Consider the following 24,368-nt stretch of genomic DNA (forward strand, 5'->3'; position numbering starts at 1 on the left):
TTGTCATGCGGCTCAAGGCAATGCGCAGGTTTTTCTGCTTGGCTTTATTGCCACTGGCCGGGCTGGCGGACGCCGGGCCGGGCCGGGAACTGGCGGCCAGGCAAGGGATTGCGCACCCGGCGGTGATCGCTCATCGCGGCGCCTCGTTCGATGCGCCGGAGTCTACCGCCCCGGCTTATGTGCTGGCCCGTGAGCTGGGCGCCGATTACCTGGAGCTGGACCTGCAACGCACCCGGGACGGCGTGCTGGTCGCGGTGCATGACGACGATCTGCAACGCACCAGCAATGTGGCCCGGCGCTTTCCGGAACGTACCAGCAGCCCGGTCAGCGCCTTCACCCTGGCTGAGCTGAAGTCGCTGGATGCCGGCAGCTGGTTCAACCAGGCCTATCCCGAACGCGCCCGTGAGCGCTTCGAGGGCCTGCAGATACTCACCCTGGACGAGGTGATGGACATTGCCCAGGGCAATCCGGAGCGCAGCCCCGGGCTGTACATCGAGACCAAGGTGCCGGGCCTGTTTCCCGGCATCGAGGCAGACCTTGCGACGAAGCTGCAGGCCCGTGGCTGGCTGGACAAGCCCGGCCGGGTGGTATTGCAGAGCTTTGATCGCAATAGCCTGGCACTTTTGCAACGGCACCTGCCACAGGTGCCCAAGATACTGCTGTTGTGGGTAGGCAAGGGCAGCATTGAACCGGCATCGGGCCAGACCTTTGCCGAGTCGGGCGAAACCGACAAGGCCGCGTTCTATGCCCGCCAGCAACCCCGCAGCAAGGCCGAGTTCGAGCGCTGGCTCGATTACGCCAGGGCGGCAGGCGCCATCGGCACCGGGCCCTCCGCGGCACGTACGGCAGGCGGTGCGCAGAGTTACGCCGACCTGGTGCAGCCGTGGATGAACCGGATGAGCCACGACAAGGGCTTGCTCGTGCATGTGTACACCGTCGATGAGACGGTGGACTTCGACAAGGTCATGGCGGCCGGAGTCGATGGCATTTTCACCAATCGCAGTGGCCAGTTGCTGCGCTATTTCTCCCGTCCGGCAGCGCTCGGCGAAGCGCAGATCCTTGAGGCCAACGGTTACTGAGGATCTGGCGCGGGCGCCTGCGGCTACCGTAGACTCCGCGCATTGCGCACTCGTTCAGGATCCAATCGCCCATGACCTTTTCGCTACTGCTTGCCGTGCTGGCCTCCGGATTTATCTACGGCATCACCCCGGGGCCGGGCGTGCTTGCGGTGCTGGGCATTGGCGCATCCCGTGGACGCAAGGCCGGCGCAGGGTTTCTCTGCGGCCACTTGCTGGGCGATGTGCTGTGGTGCAGCACCGCGCTGGTGGCGATTGTCGGTGCCCGGCAGATTGGCAGCTCGGTATTCGACATCCTTGGCCTGGTCAGCGGCCTGTACCTGTTCTGGTTGGGCTTTCGTGCCCTGCGCAGCCGCCCGGGCAATGGCGGTGGCGAACAGGGGCCGGTACGCAAGCCGTTCTGGCATGGCATCGTTTTCGGTCTGACCAATCCCAAGGCCTATCCGGTGGCGGTGGCCACCTTCACCGCGCTGATCTCAAGCCGCGCCGAAACCCTGGAATGGTCGATGTTGCCGGCGCTGATTGCGCTGAGCTTTCTTGGCGGTTTGCTGGCCTATGTGATCCTGATCGCCATCGTCGGTGCCCGTCATGTACGCACGCTGTATACCCGCTACGAACTATGGATCACCCGTGCCTGCGGGGTGATGTTCATTGGCTTTGCCGTCAATGCCTTGATGCATGCCTTGCCAGGGCTGATGCCGCGCTCTTGATTGCTACCGTGTAGGCGCGGGCTTGCCGTGCGATCACTCCGCCACTGCCTCTCGGTGCATTCGGTTGCGCCACACCCGATACGCCCGGATTCCCGAGCGCACTGAGCCAAACAGCATGCCGTCTTCCATCTCCCGCGCTATGCCCGAGCGCACCAGCATGCGCAGGAAGCGCCCCTGCGCCCGGGCGATTCCGAAGTGGATGCCGCGTGCGTTCAGGGTGTCGCGCACTTCCCGCAATACCGAAATCCCGCTGACATCAATGGAGCTGACCGCCTCGGCGTCGAACAAAACCGCCCGCGGTTCGTCCTCGCGCTGTACTGCCTCCAGCAGGCGCATTTTGAAATAGTCGGCATTGAAGAACAGGATCGCGTCGTCAAAGCGATACACCACCAGCCCTTGCACCGTGCGCGCCTCCTTGTGCCGACGGATGTCGACCTGGCCCTCGATGCCCGGGATCCAGCCCAGCACCGCATCGGTTGGCTGGTAGATGCTGTAGAGCAGGCGCAGGATAGCCAGGGTCACGGCAATGATGATGCCCGGCAGCACGCCGACACCCAGCACGCCAACGGTGGTCAGCACGCACAGCCAGAACTCGAAGCGGCTGAGTTTGTAGATCCGCCCCAGGGATTTCACATCGATCAGGCCCCAGCCGGCCATCAGCAGCACGGCCCCCAGCGCCGCCTGCGGAATCCAGGCCATGGGCGCGGTGAAGAACAGCAGGATCACGGCTATCACCAGGGCGGCGATAATCCCCACCAGCTGGCTTTTGCCACCGACCATGTCGTTGACCGCCGTGCGCGAATCGGCGCCGCTGATGGCAAAGCCCTGGGAAACCCCGGCAGCGATGTTGGTCACCCCAAGGGCGAGGAATTCATGGTTGGCGTTGATCGCGTAGCCGTGGCGGGCGGCGAAACTGCGGGCCGTGAGCATGGCGCTGCAAAAACTGACTGTGGCGATACCCAGGGCGTCACGCAGCAGGCTCTTCATTTCCGCCAGGTTGGTTTCTGGCCAGGCCAGTTGCGGGATGCCAGCAGGTACCGGGCCAAGCACGGCCACACCAAAACGATCCAGGCCGAACAGACCGACTACCAGTGTTGCCAGCACCACCGCCACCAGTGCGGCCGGCAGGCGTGGATAGCGCCGCGGCAACCAGATCAGCAACGCCAGCCCGGCAAGGCCGATACTCAATGTCAGCCACTTGATCTCGCCCAGGCGTTGCAGCAGGTTGATCAGGCTCAGGATGAAGCCGTCGCCCTCGATACGAAACCCCAGCACCTTGCCCAGTTGCCCGGCCAGCAGGCTCAAGCCGATGCCGTTGAGGTAACCGATCAGGATCGGTCGGGAGAAGAAACTGGCGATAAACCCCGCCCGCGCCACCCCGGCAGCAATCAGCATCAGGCCGACCAGTATGGTGATGATCACCGACAACTGCGCCAGCCGCTGCGGGTCGCCCATTGCAAGCGGCGCAATGGCGCCGGCGACCATTGCGCAGGTGGCCGCATCGGGACCGACCATCAACTGTCGCGAGCTGCCGATCAGGGCGTAGACCATCATCGGCAAAATACAGGCGTACAGGCCGTACTGCGGCGGCAGACCGACGATCTGCGCATAGGCAATGGCAATCGGAATCTGGATCGCGGCCACCGACAACCCAGCCTGCAGGTCGGCATGAAACCATTCGCGACGGTAATGCACCAGATTGGAAAGGCCCGGAAGCCAGCGGGAGAGAAACATGAACGGGTCCTTTCGAGTGTTTCGCGAAGTGGTGGAAGAGGCGCAATACCGGACATTAAAGCGCAACCTGGCCCACGCCGTTGCGCGTCAGATCAAAAGACGGGGTGTTCCGTTCAGGACGAGCAGGCAGGGAAAGTTAAAATTTCATGGCGTTGGAATAGGCTCTCGAAATGGGGCGTCCTGCCTTAGCTGGATTCGGCGTTTTGGTAGGTGACCGCTTTTAAGCGGTCAAGGCTTGAGCCCATGTGAAAGGTGAACGGCCTACCGAGCTGTTGAATTTTATCCGTGCATTTGGGAAGCCAGTCGCTGAGACGCTGGTCGGCACGCACGTCGGCTGATGCATGGTCGTCACCCAATTTTGCGATTTGAATCGCCAGTTGCAGATTCGTCTCAAAATGATGGTTGAGAGTCAGCACTTCGTTCCACAGGCGAATCTCGCCCTTGTTTATGCTCTCGCGTAAGTCTGCGTCCCTGACTAACATCCGGGCTCGTACTTTCCTAAGTCTGATGTTGTCCTTGTAGTGGAGGTACACATGTTCGGGCGACTGCTCGGGAATTTGTTGCACTGTCCCTGAGCTGAAGAGCAGTTTGCCATTCAATTCCCCCTTGATATTGCAGTAAATCTGAACGGGTAACTGAGTGTCGTTGTACGCGGCTAGCGTTCTGTCGAGGAGTTTGTATTGGGCTGTAAGTTCTGGCTGCGGGCTGACGGTAAGTTCGAAAGGGGTAAGCTGCGGGGCGGAAGCTCCGGGTTGCGCTTCGAGTTCCAGATCGATGGTCATGCTGCTGGCTGCCCGGGCCGTGACGATTTCGTCAAACAAGGCCCGCAAGCGGACACGCTGTTCAGGTTTTAAATCACCGTCCACAGAAAGATGGATCACTGATGTGTCTTCTTTATCCAAAGCCAGTTCGATCTTGTCTACGTCTACACCACGAGAGCGAAGCGTATCGGTGAGCAATTTGTTCATACTGTGATTGATTTTGTGGTTCCAAGAGCCCACCGGTTTATCGAAGTGCAGGGACATATAGTCTTCCGAGCAGCCGGTCAACGACAGTGCACTTATCAGGGTCAATAGTTTGTACCGGTTCATCAAGTTCGATTCCTTGCGACAACTCACCGATCCTGGGTATGGCGGGGGAGGGAGTTTGCCTGGCGTGGCCGAGGTGGCCAGCGTGGTTGCTACAGAAAGTGAGACCGAAGTGAAGCATGAACCTGGTGCATCTGTGGGTCAGTCAGCGCCTCTTTACTTGTAGGAATTGGCGCTACTTCCTCGGGCAGTGATTCTTCCCCTGGTTTCGCAGCCAAACGTGTGGCTATCGCAAAAAGTTTGCGCCCAAGGGTGCCCAGTGACCGGCATGGCGAGGCAAGGTGCGGATACGTCTTGATGGGTTGTGCTTTCACAAAGGGGTATCGAAGACACCCAGGAAAGTACGGAGGCAAACCCGGCATGAAGGTCGAAGCAATGGGCTACGAAACACAGCGGATTTGGAGGGATGGAGCGGGTGAAGGGAATCACCCAAGGCAGCCAACCCATTGATTAATAAAGATTTTTTCTGGTTATTAAAACCAGAAGTGGCCTCTGAATGTACCACATCACCCCTCTTGGCGAAAGGCATAAATCCACCGCCTTCTGCTGGCAGCTACCGACAGCCACTGCGATCAGGAAGGGAGCGCTTTTGCGATCTGCAGTGCCCTGCGCTCGAACCGTTCGGAAACAGGGTTCGCTTGCCCCTGGGGCCTATGCAGGTGCGCCACGATTTCGTAGGGGCCGTCGTCCAGTGGTCGCATGCTGACTCCCCATCCAGGGGCGTGCTTGATACGCGATTGTGCGGATACCCCGACACCGTAGCCGGCAGAAACCCATAGCGCCATCATCTCGAAGGAAGTCACGTACTGAAGGTTCTGCGGGTCAGCAGGCAGACGCGCGAGCAGCCGACGATCCAGCGAAGAACAGGTCTCAGCCTCCCAGCGAAAGATCGGATAGTTCTGGAGGTCGGCGATGGTGAGCGATGCCTGCTCAAGCAAGGGAAGCCTCAGCGGTATCGCAACGGCCATGTGCTCAATCCACAAGGGCTGGGTTTCCAGGGCCGGATCGCTCGCTCCTTGAAGCGACATTCCCACGTCGTAGCGGCCTTCACGAAGCCCATCAAGCAGCTCGTCACCTGCCACTTCAAAGAACGTGATGCTGACCTCGGGTTCTTCCGCTCGTTGCAGCGCGAGCAGCGCCGAGAGCTGAGATGACGATACGCCTGGCGCAATCGCAAGCCTGAGGTGGGCGGGTTGGCTGGTGATGTTGTCCACGGAGAACCTACAGAAGCGACGAAGCAGGTCAAGGGCAAACCAGCATCATAGTAAATGCGAAAACGCAGTGACCTGCACATCGAGTTGCATTCGCACTGAACACCCAATTGCAACGCCACTGAACAGCAGTTGCATTCAGTCTGAACAGCGATTGCACGATTTGCACACAGACCAAGGCCAGCCCTCGCTCAAATGAAAAAGCCGGTCACTGGTGACCGGCCTTAACGGACAATACCGGCAAGTAAGTCCGGAGATACCCTCATGAAGCCCATCAAAGTCGGTTATATAGCCCTACTGCTGATTCTCAGCGCGTTGTGGCTGCTGGCCGATCCGCTGCTGCCGCCCAACTATGGATTTTTCGACGTACGCCATGTGCTGGTGACCTACACCGGCATCATCGGCATCGGCGTGATGAGCGTGGGCATGCTGCTGGCGCTGCGCCCGGTGCGGATCGAGCCCTTTTTCGGCGGTCTGGACAAGACCTACCGGCTGCACAAGTGGCTAGGCATAACCGGCTTGGTGGTCTCGATCATCCACTGGTTGTGGGCCCAAGGCACCAAATGGGCGGTTGGCTGGGGCTTGCTGACCAAACCGCACAAGGGACCGCAGCCCGAGCAGACAGTAGAACTGTTCCGCTTTTTTCGCAGCCAGCGCGGCCTGGCCGAGAGTATCGGCGAATGGGCCTTCTATGCACTGGTCGTGCTGGTCGTCTTGGCTCTGCTCAAACGCTTCCCCTACCGGCATTTTTTCAAGACTCACCGGTTGCTGGCGCTGGTCTATCTGGCGCTGGTCGTGCATTCGGTGGTGCTGATGCCGTTCGATTTCTGGAGCGCACCCATCGGCCTGTTGATGCTGGCGCTCATGGCCGGCGGCACGATCGCCGCCTTTGTCTCGCTATTCCGCCGCGTGGGCTACAAGCGCCGCGCCGTGGGCGAAATCGAGGAAGTGCTGCACCACCGCGACAACCGCGTGCTGAAGTTTGCCATCAAGCTGAAAGACCGCTGGCCCGGCCACCAGGCTGGACAGTTCGCCTTCGTGACCCTCGATCCACACGAGGGCGCCCACCCGTACACCATCTCCTCGGCCTGGCATGACGATGGCCGCATGTTCTTCCTGGTCAAAGGCCTCGGCGACTACACCCAAACATTGCCTGACAAGGTGAAGGTCGGCGATCTGGTCAGCGTGGAGGGTCCCTATGGCCGCTTCGACTTCAGCTGCGGCAAATCGCGGCAGATCTGGGTAGCGGGTGGTATCGGCATCACCCCGTTCATTGCCCGCCTGCAGGCTCTGATCAAACAGCCGGATGGCAAGGCCATCGATCTGTTCTACAGCACCAACGAGCCTGACGAGGGTTTTATCGAGCGAGTTCGCCAGCTCGCCAAACGCGCCGGGGTTCGACTGCATGTGCTGGTCACGGCTCGCGACGGTCGACTGAACGGCGAACGCATCCGTCAGGAAGTGCCGGAATGGTCGGCGGCAAATATCTGGTTCTGCGGCCCGGCCGGCTTTGGCCAGGCGCTGAGCGAGGACTTCAATGCCCACGGCCTTAGCCCTGCCGACTTCCATCAGGAACTGTTCGATATGCGCTGAGTTTTGCAGCCCAGAGGCAGGGGCGTAGTGACTTGAGTGTGTCGCTACGCCCCTGGTCCAGGCAGTTTTCACTTCAGGACGGCTCAGCCAGCTCGGTGTGCAAGTGGGTGCCGTTCAGCAGGTTGTCGACCAACGGGCAGCGGCGCTCGACTTCTTCCAAGAACGCCAGTTTCTCTTCAGGACTCAGGTCCGCATCAATCTCGACGCGCAAGCGCACCTCCTCAAAACCGGGGCGCACGGTGTTATCACGCCCCAGCAGACCGGCCGGGTCGTAATCCGCCTCGATCTCGAAGCGCATGCCGCGAAGTTCAATCTTTCGCTGGTGGGCGAGGAACCGGGCGATGGTGCCGAGGCAGCCACCCAACGCCGCCAGGACCAGCTCCAGCGGGCTCGGGCCGGTATCGGTGCCGAATGCCGCACGCGGCTGGTCGATGAACACCGAATGATTGCCGCAGGCCATTTCGATGGCGAAGCCGTTACCCATGCCGCCTTGCACACTGATGGTTTTCATAGGCCACTCCTTGTCAGGAACAAAACGTCAGGAACGTTTGCAGGTGTTGATGCCCAACAGCGGATACGCCGGGCAGAAGCGGAACAGCCCGGTGGCCAGCGGCAGCACGCCGAGCCAGCCCCACCAACCGATCACGCCGAACAGGCTAAGAGCGATGAGCACCACGCCAACGACAATGCGCAGGCCGCGATCAAGGGTTCCCACGTTGGTTTTCATACAGACCTCTAGGTCATCAGGGGCGCCGGCGTTCCAGCGCGGAGAACAGCCACATTCCAGCGAACATGGCGCACACGAAGAGCAGGATTTGCCAGTAGCCGGTCAGCACCAGCGCCACGGCCGGCCCCGGACAGATCCCGGCAATTCCCCAGCCGATGCCAAACAGCAAACTGCCGCCGATCAGGCGACGATCCAGCTCGCGCTTCTCGGGCAGCCGCATGGGAGCGTCCAGCAGCGAACGGGTCTGCCGACGCGCCCAGGTGAAGGGTAAAAAGGCCACGGCGACAGCGCCACCCATAACCAGTGCCAGCGACGGGTCCCACTGGCCGGCCAGATCGAGAAAGCCGATGACCTTGGCGGGATCGGCCATGCCCGACAACAACAAGCCGATACCGAAGATCAATCCGGCGGCAAAAGCAGTCACCTTGCGCATATCAGCCTCCCCACAGATGACGTAGCATGAAAACCGTGACAAAACCGCTGGCCATGAACGCAGCGGTTGCAGCCATGGAGCGGGGCGACAGGCGTGAAATGCCACATACGCCATGACCACTGGTGCACCCGGAGCCATAGCGCGTGCCCACGCCCACCAGCAGACCGGCCATCAACAGGCCCAACCCGTTGGTCTGGAATTGCGGCACTGGCAGCGTGGAGAAGACCACCCATAACAGTGGCGCGAGCAGCACCCCGAGCAGAAACAGACCTTTTTCGCCGCGCCCCTCGCCACCCCGCTCCAACAGGCTGGCCAGCAGCCCGCTGATGCCGGCGATGCGCCCATTGAGGACCACAAACAGGCCGGCGCCCAGGCCGATCAACATGCCGCCGGCCAGCGAAGTCCAGGGTGTGAAATGAGCCCAATCAATGATCATGTCGACTCCTTTGCGCAAAACAGTTGATAGAGCGTGGAAATCACCGCCAGCGCCTCGGGGCTACTGATGCGGTAATAGATCTGCTTGCCCTCGCGCCGGGTCTCCACCAGACCTTCACGGCGTAACACGCCCAACTGCTGGGACAGCGTCGGCTGCTGAATGCCCAGCAACGCTTCGAGCTCACTCACGTTGCGCTCGCCCTGTGACAGCTGACAGAGCAGCAGCAAACGATCGGGATTGGCCAGCGCCTTGAGCAACTGGCCTGCGCTGTCGGCATTGGCGCGCAGTTTCTGGATGTCCAGGGGAATGGGATGGGTATTCATGAAATCTCACTCATCTAAGACAGAAACAATATATGTTTTTATATTTTATTAGGCAATAGATTTTAAGCCTGCCAATTGCCGGCATCGTTTTCACGCCCTACATGAATTCCAGACAGAAAAACGCCGGACCAGGATTGCTCCTGACCCGGCGTCTGACGTGCCGCCCGACTCAGACCCGTTCGATGCGCACCGGCAGGGCCTGGCGTACCGCCGCACCCGAGACCCAGTCGATCCACACGTTGGTGTCCGGACGGGTCGGATCGCCGAAGCCGAGGTCGTTGAGGTTGACCCCCGCCGCCAGCGCCGGGTTGTGCGGCATGGGCTGGCCATTCACCTGATGGGTGCGAGCGCCCAGCTCGGTGTGTCCGTAGCCGTGCTCAACGGCAACGGTGCCCGGCATCAGCCCGTCACGCACCAGCGCCACCCCTTCCCGCGTGCCACCTGGAGTGACCAGGCGCACTCGGTCGCCATGACCGATGCCCAACCGCGCCGCATCGTCGCGATGCAGATACACCGGGTTATGGGGGTGCACCTGACGCAGCCGGTCGGCGCCGATGGAAAACGCGCTCATCAGGTGCGACTTGAAGGAGATCATCAGCAGCGGCCACTGCGCCTCGCCGTACAACTCGCGCATCGGACGACCGTCGGCCATGCGCACCGGATACCAGGTCGGGCAACCGCTGTAACGCTCGCCGGTCAGCGAGTGACGCATCCTGGCCAGGTCCTCGTACCAGATCTGCTGCGGATTTGCGTAACCCTGGCGCAGCTGGCCATCCTCGTTCCAGGCATCCTCGACGCGCGCAAAGCGTCCGCCACGGCTCATCAACAGCGCCACACGCCGCCACTCCTCGGGCTTGAGACCGTGCTGCAACTGCTCGGCGTGACGTATCACGCCGGTGAGCGCCAGGTCGTCATCGCTGGCTTCCGGCACCGGCTGGCCGCCGGCGTAGGCGATGTTGGCAAAGCCACGCAGGTAGAAGTCGGCGGCGCTGTTCAGGTCGTGGCGGTTGCCCTGGACGTCACGAATCGCGCCGGCGCCAAAGCCCGGCATGCCGAGGCGCTTGGCGGTGGCGATCAGGAAACTTTCCAGACTGATCGGCTGACCTTCGGCGGTCTTCGCCACGCGCGGCTCGACCACCGGCCAGCGCACGCTGGAGGCCTTGGCCACCACGCCGTTCCAGGGCGCGGAGACACCCCAGCTTTCGTAGGTCAAGGTGTCCGGCACGATGTAGTCGGCCAGCGCGCTGGTTTCGTTGATGAACGGGTTCACCGCGATGCTCAGCGGCATCAGTTTCGGATCGCGCAGGCGCTCCTCGATGACGTGCCGCCAGCCGGCGATGCCGTACACCTGATTACCCATGTGGTTGATCCACACCTTGGCGCGGTACGGGTAGCCATCCAGGGCGGCGGCGATCATTTCCGAGCTCAGCCCGCCGACTGCCGGATACCAGGGCGCTTTGGCGGGGTACGGGGACTGGCCGGCCTCTTTCTTGCGGCGGTATTCGCTGCTCTTTTCATAGGGGAAACGGTGGCGCGACAGGGCCACACCCTTGGGGTCCACCTTGCCGGCGAAACCGCCGATGTTGTAGCGCGGCCCCGGGCCGAACGGCGGGAACTGGCCGGCGTCCACCACCAGGCCGCCCTTGACGTTGAGGTTGCCGATCAGCGTGTTGAGCATGCCGATGGCATAGGCGGTGTAGAAGCCGGAACCACTCATGGTGCCGCCGTGGGAGTTGGCCACCGCCTGCTTGCCGTAGCCGGTAAAGCGTTCGGCCAGCCCGATGATCTTCTCCACCGGCACGCCGGATTCGCGAGCGTATTCCTCCAGGCTCATGCGCCGGGCTTCAGCGTGCAGGCGGCTCAGCGAGCTGCTGACCCGCACCGGCTGACCGTCCAGCGTCACCGTGCGTTCGACGAACAGCTCCGCCGGTTCGGCCTGGGTGTGCGCGGCCAACTCGCCGTCGGCGCGCTGCACAACGTAGGCATCGACATCGCTCCAGCCCAGGTCGGCGCCGCGCAGGAAACTGCCGAAGCGCGGATGCTCCGGATCATTGACCAGCAAATGGGTGGCGTTGCTCCAGGACACTTCGCCCGCCGCCCGCATGGCCGCCTGGCCCGGCTGGGCGAGCATGCCGGCGTCGTAGCGACGGTTGTCGAGGATCCAGCGGATCATGCCCATCACCAGCGCCAGGTCGCCGGCCGGCTTGACCGCCAGCCACTCGCTGCCATCGCTGAGCACGTTGGAGGTGGCCGGCAGTGTCGGCGAAACCACCACGTACTCGAACACCGGCTTGTCGGTGCGGGTACGCGCCTCGGCCAGTTGCCGGCCCTGGCGCTGGAAAGGGTTACCCGCCTGGGCCGGCGCAGTGCCGATGAACAGGCCGAAACGGGCGTTGTCCCAGTCCGGCTTGCCGTGGGGCGTGCCGGCCAGGTCGCCGAGCGCGGCAGCGGTGCCCACCCGGTAGGTCTGGCCGCAGTACGAGCCGTGGTTGGCAAAGTTGACGCTGCCAAACGACTGCTGAGTAAAGCGGCGCACGAACGGCGTGCGGCCTTCGTTGCCGGCATCGGTGAACAGCAACTGGTTGCTCAGCGGGCCGTACTCCGGGTTGGCCGGATCGATCAGGGTCTCGCGGTCATAGATCGCGCGCAAGCCGTCCACATGACCTTCACCAAACAGATCGCCACCCTCGCAGACTTCCTCGACCAACTGATCGAAGGAAATGGTTTGCCACTTGCCCTCGCCGCGCTTGCCCACCCGTTTTAGCGGTTGCAGCACGCGGTAGGGGCTGGTCAGCTGCTCGAACATCGCCGAGCCGCGCCCGCAGGCGGTGGCGCGGCCTTCGATGCCGGCATCGCCGCCCAGCGCTGCGTACACATCGCGCACCGGCGTCTGCATGTCCGCCGGCTGGGTGGTGGCCAGCGGGTGATAAGGGTTGCCGGCCACACGAATGATGCGGTTGGCCTCGTTGTCCACCCGTACGCGAATGCCGCACTGGGTCCAGCAGCCCAGGCACACCGACGGGCTAACTGTCTGCCCCGGCTGGGTGGACAGCGCGCCAGTTAGCGGGTCAATGCGAAATTCCGGGGTCAGGGAATTGCCGCGCACCGCGTCGGCGGTGGGCGTGCCGGCGGTGCCGTGCACCAGCCCGGTCACCGCCCGGCTGACGGTTTCACTGTAGCCTGCGGCGAACACCGCCAGACCACCGGCGACGGCGGCGCCCTGGGTGATCACTTTGCGCCGGCCGGCATCCTGCAGTTCTTGTTGCTTGGACTTGTCGGTCATGTCATCGACTCCTGATCAGTGACCGGCCCGGGCCGGGTTAAAAGAGGGAAAGCGTTCCAGCACGAATACCACGGCAACCAGCAGCGCCAGACACAGGCCGAACATGCCGGCAATGCCCAGCAGTCCGTCACCGCCCAGCGGCATGCTGTACAGGTACAGGCCGGCACCGTACTTGGGCACGCCCTGCACGCTCATGAACACCACCCAGCGGAACACCCAGGCCGAAGCCAGCATGGCCAGCGCCACCAGCAGCGAGTAGCCGGCGCCGCCCAGTCGCGCAGCGGGGCGGGCCAGCATGGCCAGCAACAGCAAGCCGCTCAGTACCGCGCCGAGCAGGCTCAGGCGCCATACCGGGAAGTCCTCGAACAGGCGCAGCGCCACGGGGAACGACGGATCCAGGCCCAGACTGCCGGTCACCACCCAGACCAGCGCGCCCAGCACCACCAGCGCCAGCGCACTGAGGCCGAGGCGACGCAGCAGTTCCAGCGGCATGGCGGCCAGACCGCCCGGCAGCCAGCGGCCGACCAAAAGCATGGCGCCCAGCGTGGCCAGCCAGCCGGTGACGGCGAAGTTCCACGGCAGCAGCAGCGTGTTCCACAGCGGGCGGGCGCGCACCACCATCACTTCGGCGCCGGTATAGACCAGGATGCCCACCGCCAGCAGCGCCATGGCCAGGCCGACAAGACGCAGCGGGCGTTCCCAGCGCAGCCACCACAGCAGGCAAAAACCCAGGGCCAGCATCACGAACGGCGGCAGCAGGTAGGCGCCAATGGACATCCACGACCAGGGCGTGAAATGCGCATAGAAGTGCCAGAAGCGCCCCGGCTGGTGCAGGTCGGCCAGTAGCGACACTGGCGCGGCGATGGCGGTGACCAGCAGCACCACCACGGCCGCCGGCATCAGGCGCGCCGAGGGCGAGCCGGGCTTGCCGAATGCCAGGACGGCGGCGGTGAGCGCCGTGGTGGCGGCGATGCCGATGAAGAAGAAATATTGCACCGCCCAGGGCAGCCAGGCAGCCTCGTACTCGGGGGTCAGCAGCTCAACGATCTGCATGGCAACGTCCTTAATGCTTGGCGATCAGACGGATACCCGCCTGGCCGTCCACTTCGTTGACGAAGGCCTCGGGCAGGCCGATGTAGTACACGTGCGGGTCGGTGTTCATCCCCGGCTTGAGGACACGAATCTCGTCCTTGTGGGTTTCCAGCCGGCGGGAAATCTCGCTTTGCGGATCATTCAGGTCGCCGATCACGCGCGCCCCGCCCACGCAGCTTTCCACGCAGGCCGGCAGCAGGCCGACCTCCAGGCGATGCTCGCAGAAGGTGCACTTGTCGGCGGTCTGGGTTTCGTGATTGATGAAGCGCGCGTCGTAAGGACAAGCCTGCACGCAGTAGCCACAGCCCACGCAGCGCTCGTTGTCCACCAGCACGATGCCGTCGGTGCGCTGGAAGGTGGCCTGCACCGGACAGACCGGCACGCACGGCGGCTCATCGCAGTGGTTGCACAAGCGCGGCAGGTTGATCAGTGCCGAGGGGGCGTCGGGGGTTTCGGTGACTTCGTACTGCAGTACTGTGGTGCGGAACTGGCCGATCGGCGGCAGGTTCTCCACTGAACAACTCACCGTGCAGGCCTGGCAGCCGATGCACTTGCGCAGGTCCACCAGCATGCCGTAGCGCTTGCCCTCAATGCCCGGCCGCCGGGGCGGCTGGTCGCCAATGCCGGCCTGGGCGGTGCTGGCCAGGGGCAGCAGGCTCACGGCGGCACTCAGGCCCAGCAGATCCTTGAGCAGGCCGCGCCGGCCTGCGGATGGAGGTTGATCACAGGGTGACTTGCTCATGGCGTCCCTCGGTTAGCAAGTAAAGGGGCTCTTCGCATTTAAGGGTGTAGAAAAAATCTGACCGGCTGGAAAAGGAGTCGAGGATCTTAGAAAATGTAAGCTCTCACACCAACAAAAACTAAGCCCCCGACGTGAACAATCTTACCTTTTCTAGCCCTGATCTTTCCAGCTTTTGCCAACTGAATAACCTCGGCCTGACTGCCACTGGACAACATCTTTGTGCAGAGCGCGCCGTCATCGAATGTCGTTTAACCAAAGCACCCGAGCCATGCCCCAAGTGCGGGGCTGCTGGTGTTTCACGCGGTACTGTCGATAGGCATCTTGCTCACACACCTTACGGACAACGACCAACCAGATTGCTGCTGCGTATCCGTCGCTGGCGTTGTGCTTGCGGCTGTTTCTGGCATGAAGATACAAACAGTGCAGCACCTCCACGTTCAAAGCTTTCATATGGGGCGATACGCTGGGCATTAGCTGCCATCGTGCTGGATCATCTGTCGGTATCTCGTGTTGCGAGCCAGCTTGATGTTGCATGGCACACCGCTAATAATGCCATTATCAACGAAGGACGGCGCCTGCTTTTTAATGACTCGACACGTTTTGACGGTGTGACCGTGCTGGGCGTGGATGAGCATGTTTGGCGACATACACGCTGTGGTGACAAGTACGTCACCATCGTGGTTGACCTTACGCCCGTGCGTAACAAAAACGGGCCGGCCCGCTTGCTCGATGTGCTGGAAGGCCGCTCCAAACAAGCCTTTAAGCAATGGCTACAGAGTCGCCCCAAATCGTGGCGTGACCAGATCGAAAGCATTGCCATGGACGGTTTTACGGGGTTTAAATCTGCAGCGCAAGAAGCCCTGCCTCAAGCCCAAACCGTGCTGGATCCTTTCCATGTCGTGCGCTGGGCAAGCAACATGCTGGATGAATGCCGCCGGCGTGTGCAACACGACATCCTGGGCCGCAGAGGGCGTAAAAATGACCCGCTCTACAAAAGCCGTCGAACGCTACTGACTCGGATCAGCTACCTGTCTGACGCCAACAAAAAGCAACTGTTCCAGCTGTTTGCAGATGAGCACCACCTCGAAGTGGATTGCACCTGGAGCATGTACCAACGGGTGGTCAGCGCCTACAACGAGCCGGATCGAAAACGTGGTAAAAAACTCATGGAAGAGGTCATAAATATCATTACAGCCAGCGACTTGCCCAAAGCGCTCATCGAGGTGAAAGGCTTGGGGGAAACGCTGAAAAAATACGCTGAGAGCATCCTTGCCTACTTCGACCGGCCAGGAACCAGCAACGGTCCAACAGAAGCTATCAACGGGCGACTTGAGCACTTACGAGGTACCGCCTTGGGCTTTAGAAAGGCGGTTGCAGGATCTGAGTGCAACACGGTTATTGAATTGAAGCGGGAGCATCATGCCGCATCACCACGGCTTCTTGCATCACTTCGCCCATCACCTCGATCGGGCATTTGAAGTCGAAGCGTTTGCGCGGTCGCATATTCAGTTGCAAAGCGATGGCGTCCAGGGCTTCCTGACTATGCACCGACAAGTCCGTGCCCTTGGGCAGGTACTGGCGGATCAGTCCATTGATGTTCTCATTGCTGCCGCGTTGCCAGGGGCTGTGCGGGTCGCAGAAGTAGATCGCCACCCCGGTCCGCTGGGTGATCTCGGCGTGCCGCGCCATCTCCCGGCCCTGGTCGTAGGTCATGCTCTTGCGCACCGCCAGCGGCATGCCATTGAGCGCCGCACTGAAGCCCTCCAGCGCCGAGGTCGCCGTCGCGTCGGCCATCTTGATCAGCATCAGGTAGCCGCTGGTACGCTCCACCAAGGTGCCCACCGCCGAGGCATTGGCCTTGCCCTTGATCAGGTCGCCCTCCCAATGGCCTGGCATCAGCCGGTCTTCGACCTCCGGCGGGCGCACGTGGATGCTGAGCATTTCAGGGATCTGGCCGCGCCGATCGACGCCGCCAGAGCGCGGCCTGCGACTCGTCTTGCCCTGGCGCAGGCAGATGATCAGCTCCTTGCGCAGGCCACCGACCGGCAGGGCGTAGATCGCGTTATAGATCGTCTCGCGGCAGACGTAGGCCTCTCTGAGGCTGGGTATGTTCATGCTGCGCAGCTTGCCGGCAATCTGCTCGGGAGACAAACCCTCACGCAGCATATGGACGACCAGCTCGAAGCGCTCACTGCCCGGCAGCAGCTTGCACTGAGGCCTGCAGACCTGGCGGCGGACCTGCATCTGCTGCTGGGCAGCACAGGCCTGGTAGCGGGTGCCAGGGGCCCGGTTGCGGCGCAGCTCCCGGCTGATGGTCGAGGGGGAGCGGCCGAGCATCCGGGCAATTCGCCGCTGGCTGAAACCTTGGGCAAGGCCGAGTTGAAGGGTCGCACGTTCGGGGATACTGAGTTCGTGATAGGACATAGTGGCAGCACCGTACCGGAAAGGTCAGGTGTTGCACTCAGTTTTGCGGCCGCCAAATTTAACCAATTACATAGCCAGGTGCTTGCTGAAGTCAGGAGGGTTTAGAAATCAGCTACACCCTTAAATGCGAAGAGCCCCTTAGGGTTGCAAGTGGCGGATGACGTCAGAGTTTCTTCCCTTTGCGCTTACGCATCGACTCGCCACTCAGTGGCAGCATGTGCGCGCGATGAACGATGCGATCCAGAATGGCATCAGCGATGGTTGGGTCACCAAACAGGTCGTACCATTTCTCCGTCGGGAACTGGCTGGTCAACAGCAGTGCACCGTTCATTGATTGCTGATCGATAATTTCCAGCAATGCAGGCCCGAGGTGCTTCTCGATTCCGCCAATGCCCAGGTCATCGATGATCAGCAATTGAGTCTTGATCAGCTGTCGTCGCAACTTGGGCAGAGAGCCATCGGCATGCGAACGGGCGATGTCTTCAAATAGCCGTGTGGAGGTGCAGTAGTAGGTAGTAAAGCCTTGGCGACAGGCCTGGTTGCCGAAGGCGCAGGCGAGCCAGCTCTTGCCAGTACCGGTGGCTCCCGTAAGGATCAGATTCTGCTTACGCCGAATCCACTCGCCTTCCGCCAACGCCATGACCTGGCTGTGATCCAGCCCACGATCACTTCTATATTCAACATCCTCAAGGGCTGCCTGGCTGAAGCGCAACTTGGCCGCCTTGAGGTAGCGCCCAATCTTACGGGTGTCGCGCTCCGCGGCTTCGAAATCCAGCAGATCGCCGAGCCGCACATCGAAGGCTTGGGTCTGGATGGCCGGCTGATCACGCTGACGCTCGTAGGCCATGGCCATGCCACGCAATCCCAATTCGACCAGCCGTTGAGTGGTATTGGCGGCAGTCATGCAGTTTCTCCAGGTTGGGTAATGTAATAGGCCGCACCGCGCAGGTTGGCGTGCTCAATCACGGGACTATCCGCTGCTGCTGGTCGGGTGCGATCTGCGCCGCTGCGCAGGATTGACCTCAGGCGGCCGTAGCCCAGGCAGTTCAGCTCCAGCGCGTAAGCGCAGGCGGACTCTAGGCGGTCATGCAGTTGTTCCTTGCGGGTATCACGCTGCAAGGCAATCACAGCCTTCAAGCCATTGGCAAAGTCCGGGCGCTCTTCCAGGTTGCGCCGTGCATAGTCATACGTGGCTGGACCGATGGACTCGGCCCAAGCCAGCAAGGCTTCTGGCTGGGTGTCCCGCTGATGACGGTGCTGGGGCGGCAGGTGCTCCGGCACCGTGGTAACGCCAACTCCTTGAGCCAGGGTATGACTGGCAATCTGGCGCCGCTGATGAAACACCATCAAGCGATCACTGTTGACCCGGATATCCACCAGCAGGTGGATGTATTGAAACGGTACCGAGTAGTGGTGACCGCTGTGCTCCAGGTGGTAATCGCTGGCCACCCGGATTTGGTAGCGCCACTGGCTATAGGCATAAGGCTCTGCCGGGAGGCTCTGGAGTTCCGGGGCATCCAGCTCCTGAAAGCGAACCAGTCGGTTTTTCGGGTAGGTTCTGGTCGTGCGCTCATTCAGACGCGCCATCCAATAGTCGAGGCGCTCATTCAGCTCTTCCAGCGAAAAGAAGGTGTGGTTGCGCAGGCGCGCCAACACCCAGCGTTGCACGATCTGCACGCCAATCTCAGCCAAGGACTTGTCCTGCGGGCGCCGGGGCCGAGCGGGATGAATGCTGAATCCATAATGCTCGGCGAACTCCTGGTAGGCAGGGTTCAGCTGAATGTGCTCTTTGCCACTTCGGAGTACCGCCGCCTTCAGGTTATCCGGCACTACATAGCGCGGCACACCAGCGAGATGCTCCAGAGCAAGACGATGGCAGTGCAGCCAGTCGGCTACGGTTTGGCTGGCCACGGCCGTGGCGAACAGGTAGCCCGAGGCCCCCAGGGTGCCGACGAAAACTTGCGCTTTGGAGACCTCCCCGGTGTCTTGATTGACGATGGGCATGGTGCGTCCGCAGAAATCCACAAACAGCTTGTCGCCGGGTTTATGGATTTGCCGCATGCTGATTTTCTGCTGGTTGCGCCAGGCCCGGTAGAGGCGAGTGAACTGCGCATAGGACACGCTATCCGGCTCGCCCACTCGGAACTCTTGCCAGAGCAGATCCAGCGTAACGTCCCGTTGCTGCAGTTGTTCATGAATATTCGCCCAATTGGGTGTGGCTCGGCGACTACCGCCCTCTGTGCCAGCGCTGAAACGGGCCTGCAAGGCAGAATCTTCTAAGTCGCGCAGCTGTTCCCAATCCTCACCCCGCTGGCTCAGCCGATCTCTCAGGCCGCGAACGGTATTGGGTGAAATCCCCACCAGACGAGCCACCGCCCGATGCGATAGCGAGGGGTTGCAGGCATGGCGCACGGCCTGCCGGAGTTGATCAATGGTCAATCTCATAGGTTCTCCCCGCGACAGGCGCGGTTACGCCTCGCCCGTCACGATCAATGCAAATTCATGGATGAATGGGCAGGCAGCCGGGTTGACGCCCGACACCGGGAAACACAGAATGAGAACGTCTGGGGTTCAACCTGACGTTTCTCGAAAGGCCTGGGGGCGCAATCCCCAGGCCTTTTGCATTTCCATGGCCTGTAACGCTACGAATCAGTCAGGGCTCATGGTGTTTCTCCTCGCTGTTCAGGTTATCCAGTGGTCGGGCACGTGCTCAGACGTCGCTCGATGGCATTGGTTGATCGCACGCACCATCAGGTTCGTTGCTCTGCACAGCGTGGCGCTGACAGGCAATCCAGGCGGCAATGTCTTTCGCCAGCGCGAACCTGCCACGTCGATTGGGCAGTATAAAAAACGGCACATCGATCATCCCTCTCGACAGCGCCACGCGAAATGCGGCCGGCGAGCGAAAACCCAATTCCCGCCACAGGGCATTGCTGCCCAGCATCACCCCATAGCGCGCCGTCAAGCCATGCTCCAATTCATTAGCCAGACGCTGGATAGGGTTCTGTTCGTTCATGACGCTCGCCGTTTCGCGTAGTTACGGATCATGGTAGAGAAATCGCTGGGGCGGCACGAGCCGTAACCTTTCAACCAACTTTTACTGTATTTGTGCGCGCCGGATGAAGCTAAGTGACTGAATTTCAACGCATCAATGCGCTGCTCGTGAGTTTTCGCGCGAGCATGCGAAACAAAAACCGCCGAGCAGCTCCGCCCGCCAAGCGCGATCAAGCTGACGTTTTGCGCGTGCGGTATTGGTATGAAGGACTGCGGCACCGCACCGGGTTGGCTACGGCCTATAAGCTCGAGCAGCACTTCGAGCCGGAGTCATTTCGCAAGCAGGACGGGATCACCAGTAACCGCTGCAAATGGCAGCGCTATGCGGCTGGCCGGCATACCCCGCAGGCCAAGCTGGCAGCCCGTATTGATGCCCAAGTACCAGGCTCATTGCAGGAGCTGCAGCATCCCCTTTGGGCCATCCTGAAACATCAGCCATCCCGCACCACGCTAAGCGAGGCGTTTCTGCAGCGCTTGAAGCCGGATGTGCAGGCGGTGCTGTTCGAGCCCGTCGGTGGTATCGAGGTTTACTGGCAGCGGGCCAGAGTCACCGTCGTGCTGATGAGAAAGCTGGAGCGCATTGCCAGCCTGGATGCTCTGGCGGCATTGACCTGGCTGCTGCGAGAAGCCATCGCGCAGGGCGGCCATAAGAGTGCAGAGCGCCTGGCAAACAGCATTTATACAGTGCTGTTAATCATGGGTATCGAGTGGCAAAACAGGGAGCTGGCAGAGCCGCTGCTCAAGCTATTTGCACAACGCATTTTGCCGCTGGGTTCGCCATCCCATCGGCGGTTCTGCATGAGCGGAAAGGACATGCTTGAATGCTCGGCAGCGCTCAATCTGATTGTGTACCAAACCACCGACGGCAGGCGTCGCAGCCTGACCTGGCTGCAGCGGGTGCACATCATGCGCCGGTTACTGGCTGGCATGACGGGCTTCGATGTGGTGCATGCCCTGGCGCCCCAGTACATGCCCGTGGGAACCGATGTGCCGGCGGAAATAATGCATCGGCTCGAACAAGATGAGCGCTGGCGACAATGGGGGTGGAGCAGCATTAACTCCGTCCAGCCAGAGCCCTTCCCGCCGCCTGAACTCTTGATTCCGCGGCGGGAGACAACTGCTGTCCCATCAACCTCGCCTGGGTGACCTGCTTGCGTGCTATTGATAGTGCCATGAGTCCAAGGGCAGTACGCAGCTTGGACGGCTACGCGTATGGGACTACATTGCGAGCGAGTCGAGCCGTTCCGTCGTCGAAGCTAAAACGCACAGGCGTTCATCACTACCTAGTCAACATTAACCCGTGTGGGGGCGTTTGACCGGGAACGATAAGAAGGGTTTGATCTCTTTGAGCACGAACATACTCTGCATTTCCTTGATGCCCGGTAACTGCCGAATAACGGTCATGGCGAAGTCAGCAAACGAATCGAGATCACGCGCCACTACCTGCAGGAGGAAGTCGGCGTCGCCGCCGATGCTGTAGCACGCCACAACATCCTCCAGCTGCATGACCTCCTGCTCGAATTTCCTTGCCTCGGCTTCACTGTGGCGATCGATGTTAATCCGTATGAACACCATGACTCCCAGCCCGATCTTGCGCCGGTCAAGCACCGCCCTGTAACCCTGGATGAAGCGATGTTCCTCCAACTGCCTGACCCTACGCCAGCAGGGCGAAGCAGACATACCAATGTGGTCGGCCAGGGTCTGGTTGGTGATCCTGCCGTCCTGCTGCAGGGCAGTAAGGATTCTGACATCCGTCAGATTTAGCGCTTGCTCGGTCATAAATTCCACCCGTCCATGAGAAATGGGAAGATTCTACCCTTTTCGATTTTGCAGGCAATTGAAATAGAAATTTTTTTCCCAATCAAAGGGCGTAGCATTTTTCCAACTTCTGAACATAAAAAGTTGCATTAATCTCGGCGCCATTATTTTGCGACTCAATATTCTGAGCCTATACCAGGCAACTAGATTGGTCGCCATTTCCATGGTCAATTCAAGGATGAAAAATGATCCTGCATCTTGTCTTCTTCAAGTTTCACGAGCCCTTTCAATGGTGTGACGATGAAGTGATCGATGCTGAGGCGTCGACACGCCAGCATCCACTTCATATCAGAGAAATACTGGGCTGGGCTTGCGGAAGAAATATCAGCCCGCGCAATAGAGCTGTGGACTTTGCGGTGATGGGTTTATTTGATAATCAGGATGCGCTGTCTGCATTTCTGATTCACCCCAATCACCAGCAAGGTGTATCGAAGTGGCAGAAAATTGCCAGCTGGCAAGTGGTCGATCTTGACATTGAAAGTGACACTACTAAATTTTTCGGACTTATCAATGACTGGGCCGACTCAAGTCTGACGCAGTTTGAATAGTTAAAGACTTTTTAATGAGCGTGGAGAATTCAATGAATTTCGATGCAACTATTCACAAGTGTGTAATCGTAGTCGACAGCGCATTGGGGGTCGGACATGCCGCCAATGCGGCCAGCGTCATCGGCGTCAGTCTAGGGCGTTCGGTGAGTGGCTTGGTCGGGCCGGATATGCAAAGCCGTGACAATGTGAATTACCCAGGCGTCATCTACGCGCCGTTGCCGATTCTGCTCACCAGCAACGAGCATTTGCAGTCTCTCCAAGAGAGGGCGCTGACGGATGAGGAAATCCACACCATGCCATTCAGTGCCTTGGCGCAATCCTGCAAAACTTATCAGGAGTATGAGGCCCGTATCTCTGGCACCGACAGCTCGGGCATCGAACTAGTTGCCATTGGGCTAATCGGACCGCAGAAAAAAATTAGCAAGTTGACAGGGAATCTTCCGCTGCTCAAATGACAAGGAGGTTGTCGTGTACGCTTTATTCAAACCTGAGCTTCTGGAGTTGGCTCGCACCGTTTATCAGCAACATGTCTTGTTTGAGCGTGGTGATATTGCAGCAGAAGAGCTGAATGGCATCCAACTCGAACGCCTCAAGCACACACTCAGGTATGTAAAGGCAGGCTCTCCCTTTTATCGAGATAAACTGCTTTCTCTATCCTCCAGCGCCATAGATTCGCTCGACTGGGATGTATTCCGCAAGCTGCCATTCACTACAAAGAACGATTTGCGCGAAGCGGGTCATGACATAGCCGCCGCGCCACTGCAGAAATCCTGGGTCTACTACGAAACCACGGGTACTACTGGTGCGGCGACACCCTGCCCGCGTAACGAACAGGATTCGATATTCAATAACACGCCACTGATACTTCGTTACGGCGAGTTGTTTCGTGCCCACGGTCAGCAACATATTGTCGGCGTCATGGGCCCTACGGAGTTGCACTCTACCGGCGATACGTTTGAAGTCGTCAGGCGATGGGCCACCGCCTCCCGTTGAAGTCGTGGGTAGTCTTGCGTGCGGAGTCGTGAGTCTCCATACACCAATAAATTACTTGAGGAGCGTGACATGCTCGATTTGACACAAGTACTTACCTATTCAGTGGCGCTGGGTATTGCCGCCGCAATTCCCGGCCCCGGTATGGCAGCGCTGGTAGCGCGGAGCGTTAGCGGTGGCACATTATCGGGCTTTTGCCTGCTGCTTGGATTGATCCTAGGTGACTTGACCTATCTGTCGTTCGCAGTCTTTGGTCTAGCAATGATCGCTGAACACTTCAACGCGCTGTTTCAACTGGTTCGCTGGGGAGCAGCACTGTATCTCTGCTATCTGGCTTGGCAGTTCTGGTTCGCCAACCACCAAGCTATAGAAGTGGGCAAGCCCGCGAAGAGGAAGGAACTACTGTCGGCGGCAATATCCGGACTGACCATTACCCTAGGCAACCCGAAGACCATCGCTTTTTATCTGGCACTTCTGCCGCTGGCGATTAATTTGGAGACGGTCTCGTTACAGACCTGGGCACTGGTGCTGGTACCGCTGACCATTCTGGTGTTGCTGAGTGTCGGAGCGTTGTTCATTTTCGCTGCCATGCGTATCCGGCACTTGCTGTCGGGTCAACGTGCTCAACAGCAGTTATTCCGCGGCGCGGCGACAATCATGGTGGCTGCAGCGGCATCAATGTTGATTCGCTGATTGGTTCCCATCGGAGTGTCGGCCGTTGTGATCCGCCTCCTCCACTTGTCCACCGTCTTTGGATTCAGTCAGTAGTGGGTGGCAAGGACTCGGGTACTCTCTATCGACGCCATGGAACTCGGCTCGGACACGCGGGGTCGTGCGGGAACAACCGTGAAGAATACTTCCCATGGGCATCCTCCTATTGGCGACTCGGGGATGATGCACCACTACAAGTTGGGACTACGCCTCGCGGCTGCACTCAACTCCTGCAACCGCCAGGGGCGGCGTCAACGCAATTTGGTGATCAGGAGCATTGCAATTGACTGCCCAAGTCGAATGCAATTAGGTGGTCAAGTGGATGCAATTACGCAAGTAAAGAGAGAAGTTTAACGTCTATATGTTTAACGTGGT

Annotated in this window: 25 protein-coding genes and 1 pseudogene; 9 read left to right on the forward strand and 17 right to left on the reverse strand. The window is 60.3% G+C overall.

Features of this window, described 5'->3' with window-relative positions:
* The first annotated feature begins 5 nt into the window (after positions 1-5).
* Positions 6-1,079, forward strand: a complete 1,074-nt coding sequence (locus NPS58_RS09210) for a glycerophosphodiester phosphodiesterase (protein WP_425313038.1) — start codon at positions 6-8, stop codon at positions 1,077-1,079.
* A gap of 71 nt (positions 1,080-1,150) precedes the next feature.
* Positions 1,151-1,786, forward strand: a complete 636-nt coding sequence (locus tag NPS58_RS09215) for a LysE family translocator (RefSeq protein ID WP_274115150.1) — start codon at positions 1,151-1,153, stop codon at positions 1,784-1,786.
* Positions 1,787-1,819: 33 nt separating this feature from the next.
* On the opposite strand, the gene NPS58_RS09220 is transcribed toward NPS58_RS09215, so the two are convergent.
* The 3 genes from NPS58_RS09220 to NPS58_RS09230 all read right to left on the reverse strand — a co-directional run bounded on the left by NPS58_RS09220 (position 1,820) and on the right by NPS58_RS09230 (position 5,822).
* Complete coding sequence (locus NPS58_RS09220; protein ID WP_274115151.1) at positions 1,820-3,520, reverse strand: SulP family inorganic anion transporter; 1,701 nt, start codon at positions 3,518-3,520, stop codon at positions 1,820-1,822.
* Between the two features lie 185 nt (positions 3,521-3,705).
* Positions 3,706-4,611: a hypothetical protein gene (locus tag NPS58_RS09225; protein ID WP_274115152.1), complete on the reverse strand. Its 906-nt coding sequence runs from the start codon at positions 4,609-4,611 to the stop codon at positions 3,706-3,708.
* Between the two features lie 569 nt (positions 4,612-5,180).
* Positions 5,181-5,822 carry a substrate-binding domain-containing protein gene (locus tag NPS58_RS09230; protein WP_003158902.1) on the reverse strand — a complete coding sequence of 214 codons (642 nt, stop codon included), beginning with the start codon at positions 5,820-5,822 and terminating at the stop codon, positions 5,181-5,183.
* 261 nt (positions 5,823-6,083) lie between these two features.
* On the opposite strand from NPS58_RS09230, the gene NPS58_RS09235 reads away from it, so the two are divergent.
* Positions 6,084-7,412 carry a ferredoxin reductase family protein gene (locus NPS58_RS09235; RefSeq protein WP_034054938.1) on the forward strand — a complete coding sequence of 443 codons (1,329 nt, stop codon included), beginning with the start codon at positions 6,084-6,086 and terminating at the stop codon, positions 7,410-7,412.
* 73 nt (positions 7,413-7,485) lie between these two features.
* On the opposite strand, the gene NPS58_RS09240 is transcribed toward NPS58_RS09235, so the two are convergent.
* From NPS58_RS09240 to dsrO, 8 genes are all read right to left on the reverse strand, one after another.
* On the reverse strand, positions 7,486-7,923 hold the full coding sequence (locus NPS58_RS09240; RefSeq protein WP_034054937.1) for an OsmC family protein: 438 nt from the start codon (positions 7,921-7,923) through the stop codon (positions 7,486-7,488).
* A gap of 27 nt (positions 7,924-7,950) precedes the next feature.
* Entirely contained in the window at positions 7,951-8,139 is a 189-nt protein-coding gene (locus tag NPS58_RS09245) for a YgaP family membrane protein (protein WP_034054936.1), read from the reverse strand.
* A gap of 16 nt (positions 8,140-8,155) precedes the next feature.
* Entirely contained in the window at positions 8,156-8,572 is a 417-nt protein-coding gene (locus NPS58_RS09250) for a YeeE/YedE family protein (protein ID WP_034054935.1), read from the reverse strand.
* A 1-nt stretch (position 8,573) separates the two neighbouring features.
* Positions 8,574-9,008 carry a YeeE/YedE family protein gene (locus NPS58_RS09255; protein ID WP_034054934.1) on the reverse strand — a complete coding sequence of 145 codons (435 nt, stop codon included), beginning with the start codon at positions 9,006-9,008 and terminating at the stop codon, positions 8,574-8,576.
* Positions 9,005-9,331, reverse strand: a complete 327-nt coding sequence (locus tag NPS58_RS09260; RefSeq protein WP_034054933.1) for an ArsR/SmtB family transcription factor — start codon at positions 9,329-9,331, stop codon at positions 9,005-9,007. The genes NPS58_RS09255 and NPS58_RS09260 overlap by 4 nt, the downstream gene beginning before the upstream one ends.
* Positions 9,332-9,500: 169 nt before the next feature.
* Positions 9,501-12,614: a tetrathionate reductase subunit A gene (locus NPS58_RS09265; RefSeq protein ID WP_034054931.1), complete on the reverse strand. Its 3,114-nt coding sequence runs from the start codon at positions 12,612-12,614 to the stop codon at positions 9,501-9,503.
* Positions 12,615-12,629: 15 nt separating this feature from the next.
* Positions 12,630-13,667 (reverse strand): NrfD/PsrC family molybdoenzyme membrane anchor subunit, encoded by a 1,038-nt coding sequence (nrfD, locus tag NPS58_RS09270; RefSeq protein WP_034054929.1) that lies wholly within the window; start codon positions 13,665-13,667, stop codon positions 12,630-12,632.
* A 10-nt stretch (positions 13,668-13,677) separates the two neighbouring features.
* Complete coding sequence (dsrO, locus tag NPS58_RS09275; protein WP_034054928.1) at positions 13,678-14,448, reverse strand: sulfate reduction electron transfer complex DsrMKJOP subunit DsrO; 771 nt, start codon at positions 14,446-14,448, stop codon at positions 13,678-13,680.
* Positions 14,449-14,579: 131 nt separating this feature from the next.
* On the opposite strand from dsrO, the gene NPS58_RS09280 reads away from it, so the two are divergent.
* The gene (locus NPS58_RS09280; protein WP_425313039.1) at positions 14,580-15,926 is read left to right on the forward strand and encodes an ISL3 family transposase; all 1,347 of its coding nucleotides are present in this window, start codon (positions 14,580-14,582) and stop codon (positions 15,924-15,926) included.
* On the opposite strand, the gene NPS58_RS09285 is transcribed toward NPS58_RS09280, so the two are convergent.
* The 4 genes from NPS58_RS09285 to NPS58_RS09300 form a co-directional block, all read right to left on the reverse strand.
* Positions 15,844-16,872: an IS30-like element ISShes10 family transposase gene (locus NPS58_RS09285; protein WP_011711660.1), complete on the reverse strand. Its 1,029-nt coding sequence runs from the start codon at positions 16,870-16,872 to the stop codon at positions 15,844-15,846. The genes NPS58_RS09280 and NPS58_RS09285 overlap by 83 nt on opposite strands.
* 163 nt (positions 16,873-17,035) lie before the next feature.
* A complete protein-coding gene (gene istB, locus NPS58_RS09290; RefSeq protein WP_034055855.1) occupies positions 17,036-17,776 on the reverse strand; it encodes an IS21-like element helper ATPase IstB in 741 nt (246 codons plus the stop codon).
* Complete coding sequence (gene istA / locus NPS58_RS09295) at positions 17,773-19,317, reverse strand: IS21 family transposase (RefSeq protein ID WP_052169361.1); 1,545 nt, start codon at positions 19,315-19,317, stop codon at positions 17,773-17,775. Before istA ends, istB begins: the two co-directional genes overlap by 4 nt.
* A 265-nt stretch (positions 19,318-19,582) precedes the next feature.
* Positions 19,583-19,888 carry a hypothetical protein gene (locus NPS58_RS09300; RefSeq protein WP_068585687.1) on the reverse strand — a complete coding sequence of 102 codons (306 nt, stop codon included), beginning with the start codon at positions 19,886-19,888 and terminating at the stop codon, positions 19,583-19,585.
* Between the two features lie 113 nt (positions 19,889-20,001).
* On the opposite strand from NPS58_RS09300, the gene NPS58_RS09305 reads away from it, so the two are divergent.
* Positions 20,002-21,072, forward strand: coding sequence for a hypothetical protein (locus tag NPS58_RS09305; RefSeq protein WP_068585684.1), 1,071 nt, complete (start codon positions 20,002-20,004; stop codon positions 21,070-21,072).
* A 147-nt stretch (positions 21,073-21,219) separates the two neighbouring features.
* On the opposite strand, the gene NPS58_RS09310 is transcribed toward NPS58_RS09305, so the two are convergent.
* A complete protein-coding gene (locus NPS58_RS09310; protein WP_034055851.1) occupies positions 21,220-21,705 on the reverse strand; it encodes an Lrp/AsnC family transcriptional regulator in 486 nt (161 codons plus the stop codon).
* Positions 21,706-21,929: 224 nt separating this feature from the next.
* Here NPS58_RS09310 and NPS58_RS09315 point away from each other — a divergent pair, with 224 nt between their 5' ends.
* The 4 genes from NPS58_RS09315 to NPS58_RS09330 all read left to right on the forward strand — a co-directional run bounded on the left by NPS58_RS09315 (position 21,930) and on the right by NPS58_RS09330 (position 23,975).
* A complete protein-coding gene (locus NPS58_RS09315; protein WP_034055849.1) occupies positions 21,930-22,292 on the forward strand; it encodes a Dabb family protein in 363 nt (120 codons plus the stop codon).
* Between the two features lie 32 nt (positions 22,293-22,324).
* Complete coding sequence (locus tag NPS58_RS09320; protein WP_034055847.1) at positions 22,325-22,747, forward strand: DUF2000 domain-containing protein; 423 nt, start codon at positions 22,325-22,327, stop codon at positions 22,745-22,747.
* A gap of 13 nt (positions 22,748-22,760) precedes the next feature.
* The gene (locus NPS58_RS09325) at positions 22,761-23,285 is read left to right on the forward strand and encodes a hypothetical protein (protein WP_228022254.1); all 525 of its coding nucleotides are present in this window, start codon (positions 22,761-22,763) and stop codon (positions 23,283-23,285) included.
* A 69-nt stretch (positions 23,286-23,354) separates the two neighbouring features.
* The gene (locus tag NPS58_RS09330) at positions 23,355-23,975 is read left to right on the forward strand and encodes a LysE family translocator (RefSeq protein ID WP_034055845.1); all 621 of its coding nucleotides are present in this window, start codon (positions 23,355-23,357) and stop codon (positions 23,973-23,975) included.
* Positions 23,976-23,980: 5 nt separating this feature from the next.
* Here NPS58_RS09330 and NPS58_RS09335 read toward each other — a convergent pair.
* Positions 23,981-24,146: pseudogene (locus tag NPS58_RS09335) on the reverse strand (IS481 family transposase); the annotation flags it as partial.
* Between the last annotated feature and the right edge of the window lie 222 nt (positions 24,147-24,368).

Origin of the sequence: Pseudomonas putida, from assembly GCF_028682455.1 — a bacterium.
Taxonomy (GTDB): Bacteria; Pseudomonadota; Gammaproteobacteria; order Pseudomonadales; family Pseudomonadaceae; genus Aquipseudomonas; species Aquipseudomonas putida_AA.

Coding starts and splice junctions, on each gene's coding strand:
- NPS58_RS09210 (WP_425313038.1), top strand. CDS start 6: ATGCGGCTCAAGGCAATGCGCAGGTTTTTCTGCTTGGCTTTATTGCCA.
- NPS58_RS09215 (WP_274115150.1), top strand. CDS start 1,151: ATGACCTTTTCGCTACTGCTTGCCGTGCTGGCCTCCGGATTTATCTAC.
- NPS58_RS09220 (WP_274115151.1), bottom strand. CDS start 3,520: ATGTTTCTCTCCCGCTGGCTTCCGGGCCTTTCCAATCTGGTGCATTAC.
- NPS58_RS09225 (WP_274115152.1), bottom strand. CDS start 4,611: ATGAACCGGTACAAACTATTGACCCTGATAAGTGCACTGTCGTTGACC.
- NPS58_RS09235 (WP_034054938.1), top strand. CDS start 6,084: ATGAAGCCCATCAAAGTCGGTTATATAGCCCTACTGCTGATTCTCAGC.
- NPS58_RS09240 (WP_034054937.1), bottom strand. CDS start 7,923: ATGAAAACCATCAGTGTGCAAGGCGGCATGGGTAACGGCTTCGCCATC.
- NPS58_RS09245 (WP_034054936.1), bottom strand. CDS start 8,139: ATGAAAACCAACGTGGGAACCCTTGATCGCGGCCTGCGCATTGTCGTT.
- NPS58_RS09250 (WP_034054935.1), bottom strand. CDS start 8,572: ATGCGCAAGGTGACTGCTTTTGCCGCCGGATTGATCTTCGGTATCGGC.
- NPS58_RS09255 (WP_034054934.1), bottom strand. CDS start 9,008: ATGATCATTGATTGGGCTCATTTCACACCCTGGACTTCGCTGGCCGGC.
- NPS58_RS09260 (WP_034054933.1), bottom strand. CDS start 9,331: ATGAATACCCATCCCATTCCCCTGGACATCCAGAAACTGCGCGCCAAT.
- NPS58_RS09265 (WP_034054931.1), bottom strand. CDS start 12,614: ATGACCGACAAGTCCAAGCAACAAGAACTGCAGGATGCCGGCCGGCGC.
- nrfD (WP_034054929.1), bottom strand. CDS start 13,667: ATGCAGATCGTTGAGCTGCTGACCCCCGAGTACGAGGCTGCCTGGCTG.
- dsrO (WP_034054928.1), bottom strand. CDS start 14,448: ATGAGCAAGTCACCCTGTGATCAACCTCCATCCGCAGGCCGGCGCGGC.
- NPS58_RS09285 (WP_011711660.1), bottom strand. CDS start 16,872: ATGTCCTATCACGAACTCAGTATCCCCGAACGTGCGACCCTTCAACTC.
- istB (WP_034055855.1), bottom strand. CDS start 17,776: ATGACTGCCGCCAATACCACTCAACGGCTGGTCGAATTGGGATTGCGT.
- istA (WP_052169361.1), bottom strand. CDS start 19,317: ATGAGATTGACCATTGATCAACTCCGGCAGGCCGTGCGCCATGCCTGC.
- NPS58_RS09300 (WP_068585687.1), bottom strand. CDS start 19,888: ATGAACGAACAGAACCCTATCCAGCGTCTGGCTAATGAATTGGAGCAT.
- NPS58_RS09310 (WP_034055851.1), bottom strand. CDS start 21,705: ATGACCGAGCAAGCGCTAAATCTGACGGATGTCAGAATCCTTACTGCC.
- NPS58_RS09315 (WP_034055849.1), top strand. CDS start 21,930: ATGATCCTGCATCTTGTCTTCTTCAAGTTTCACGAGCCCTTTCAATGG.
- NPS58_RS09320 (WP_034055847.1), top strand. CDS start 22,325: ATGAATTTCGATGCAACTATTCACAAGTGTGTAATCGTAGTCGACAGC.
- NPS58_RS09330 (WP_034055845.1), top strand. CDS start 23,355: ATGCTCGATTTGACACAAGTACTTACCTATTCAGTGGCGCTGGGTATT.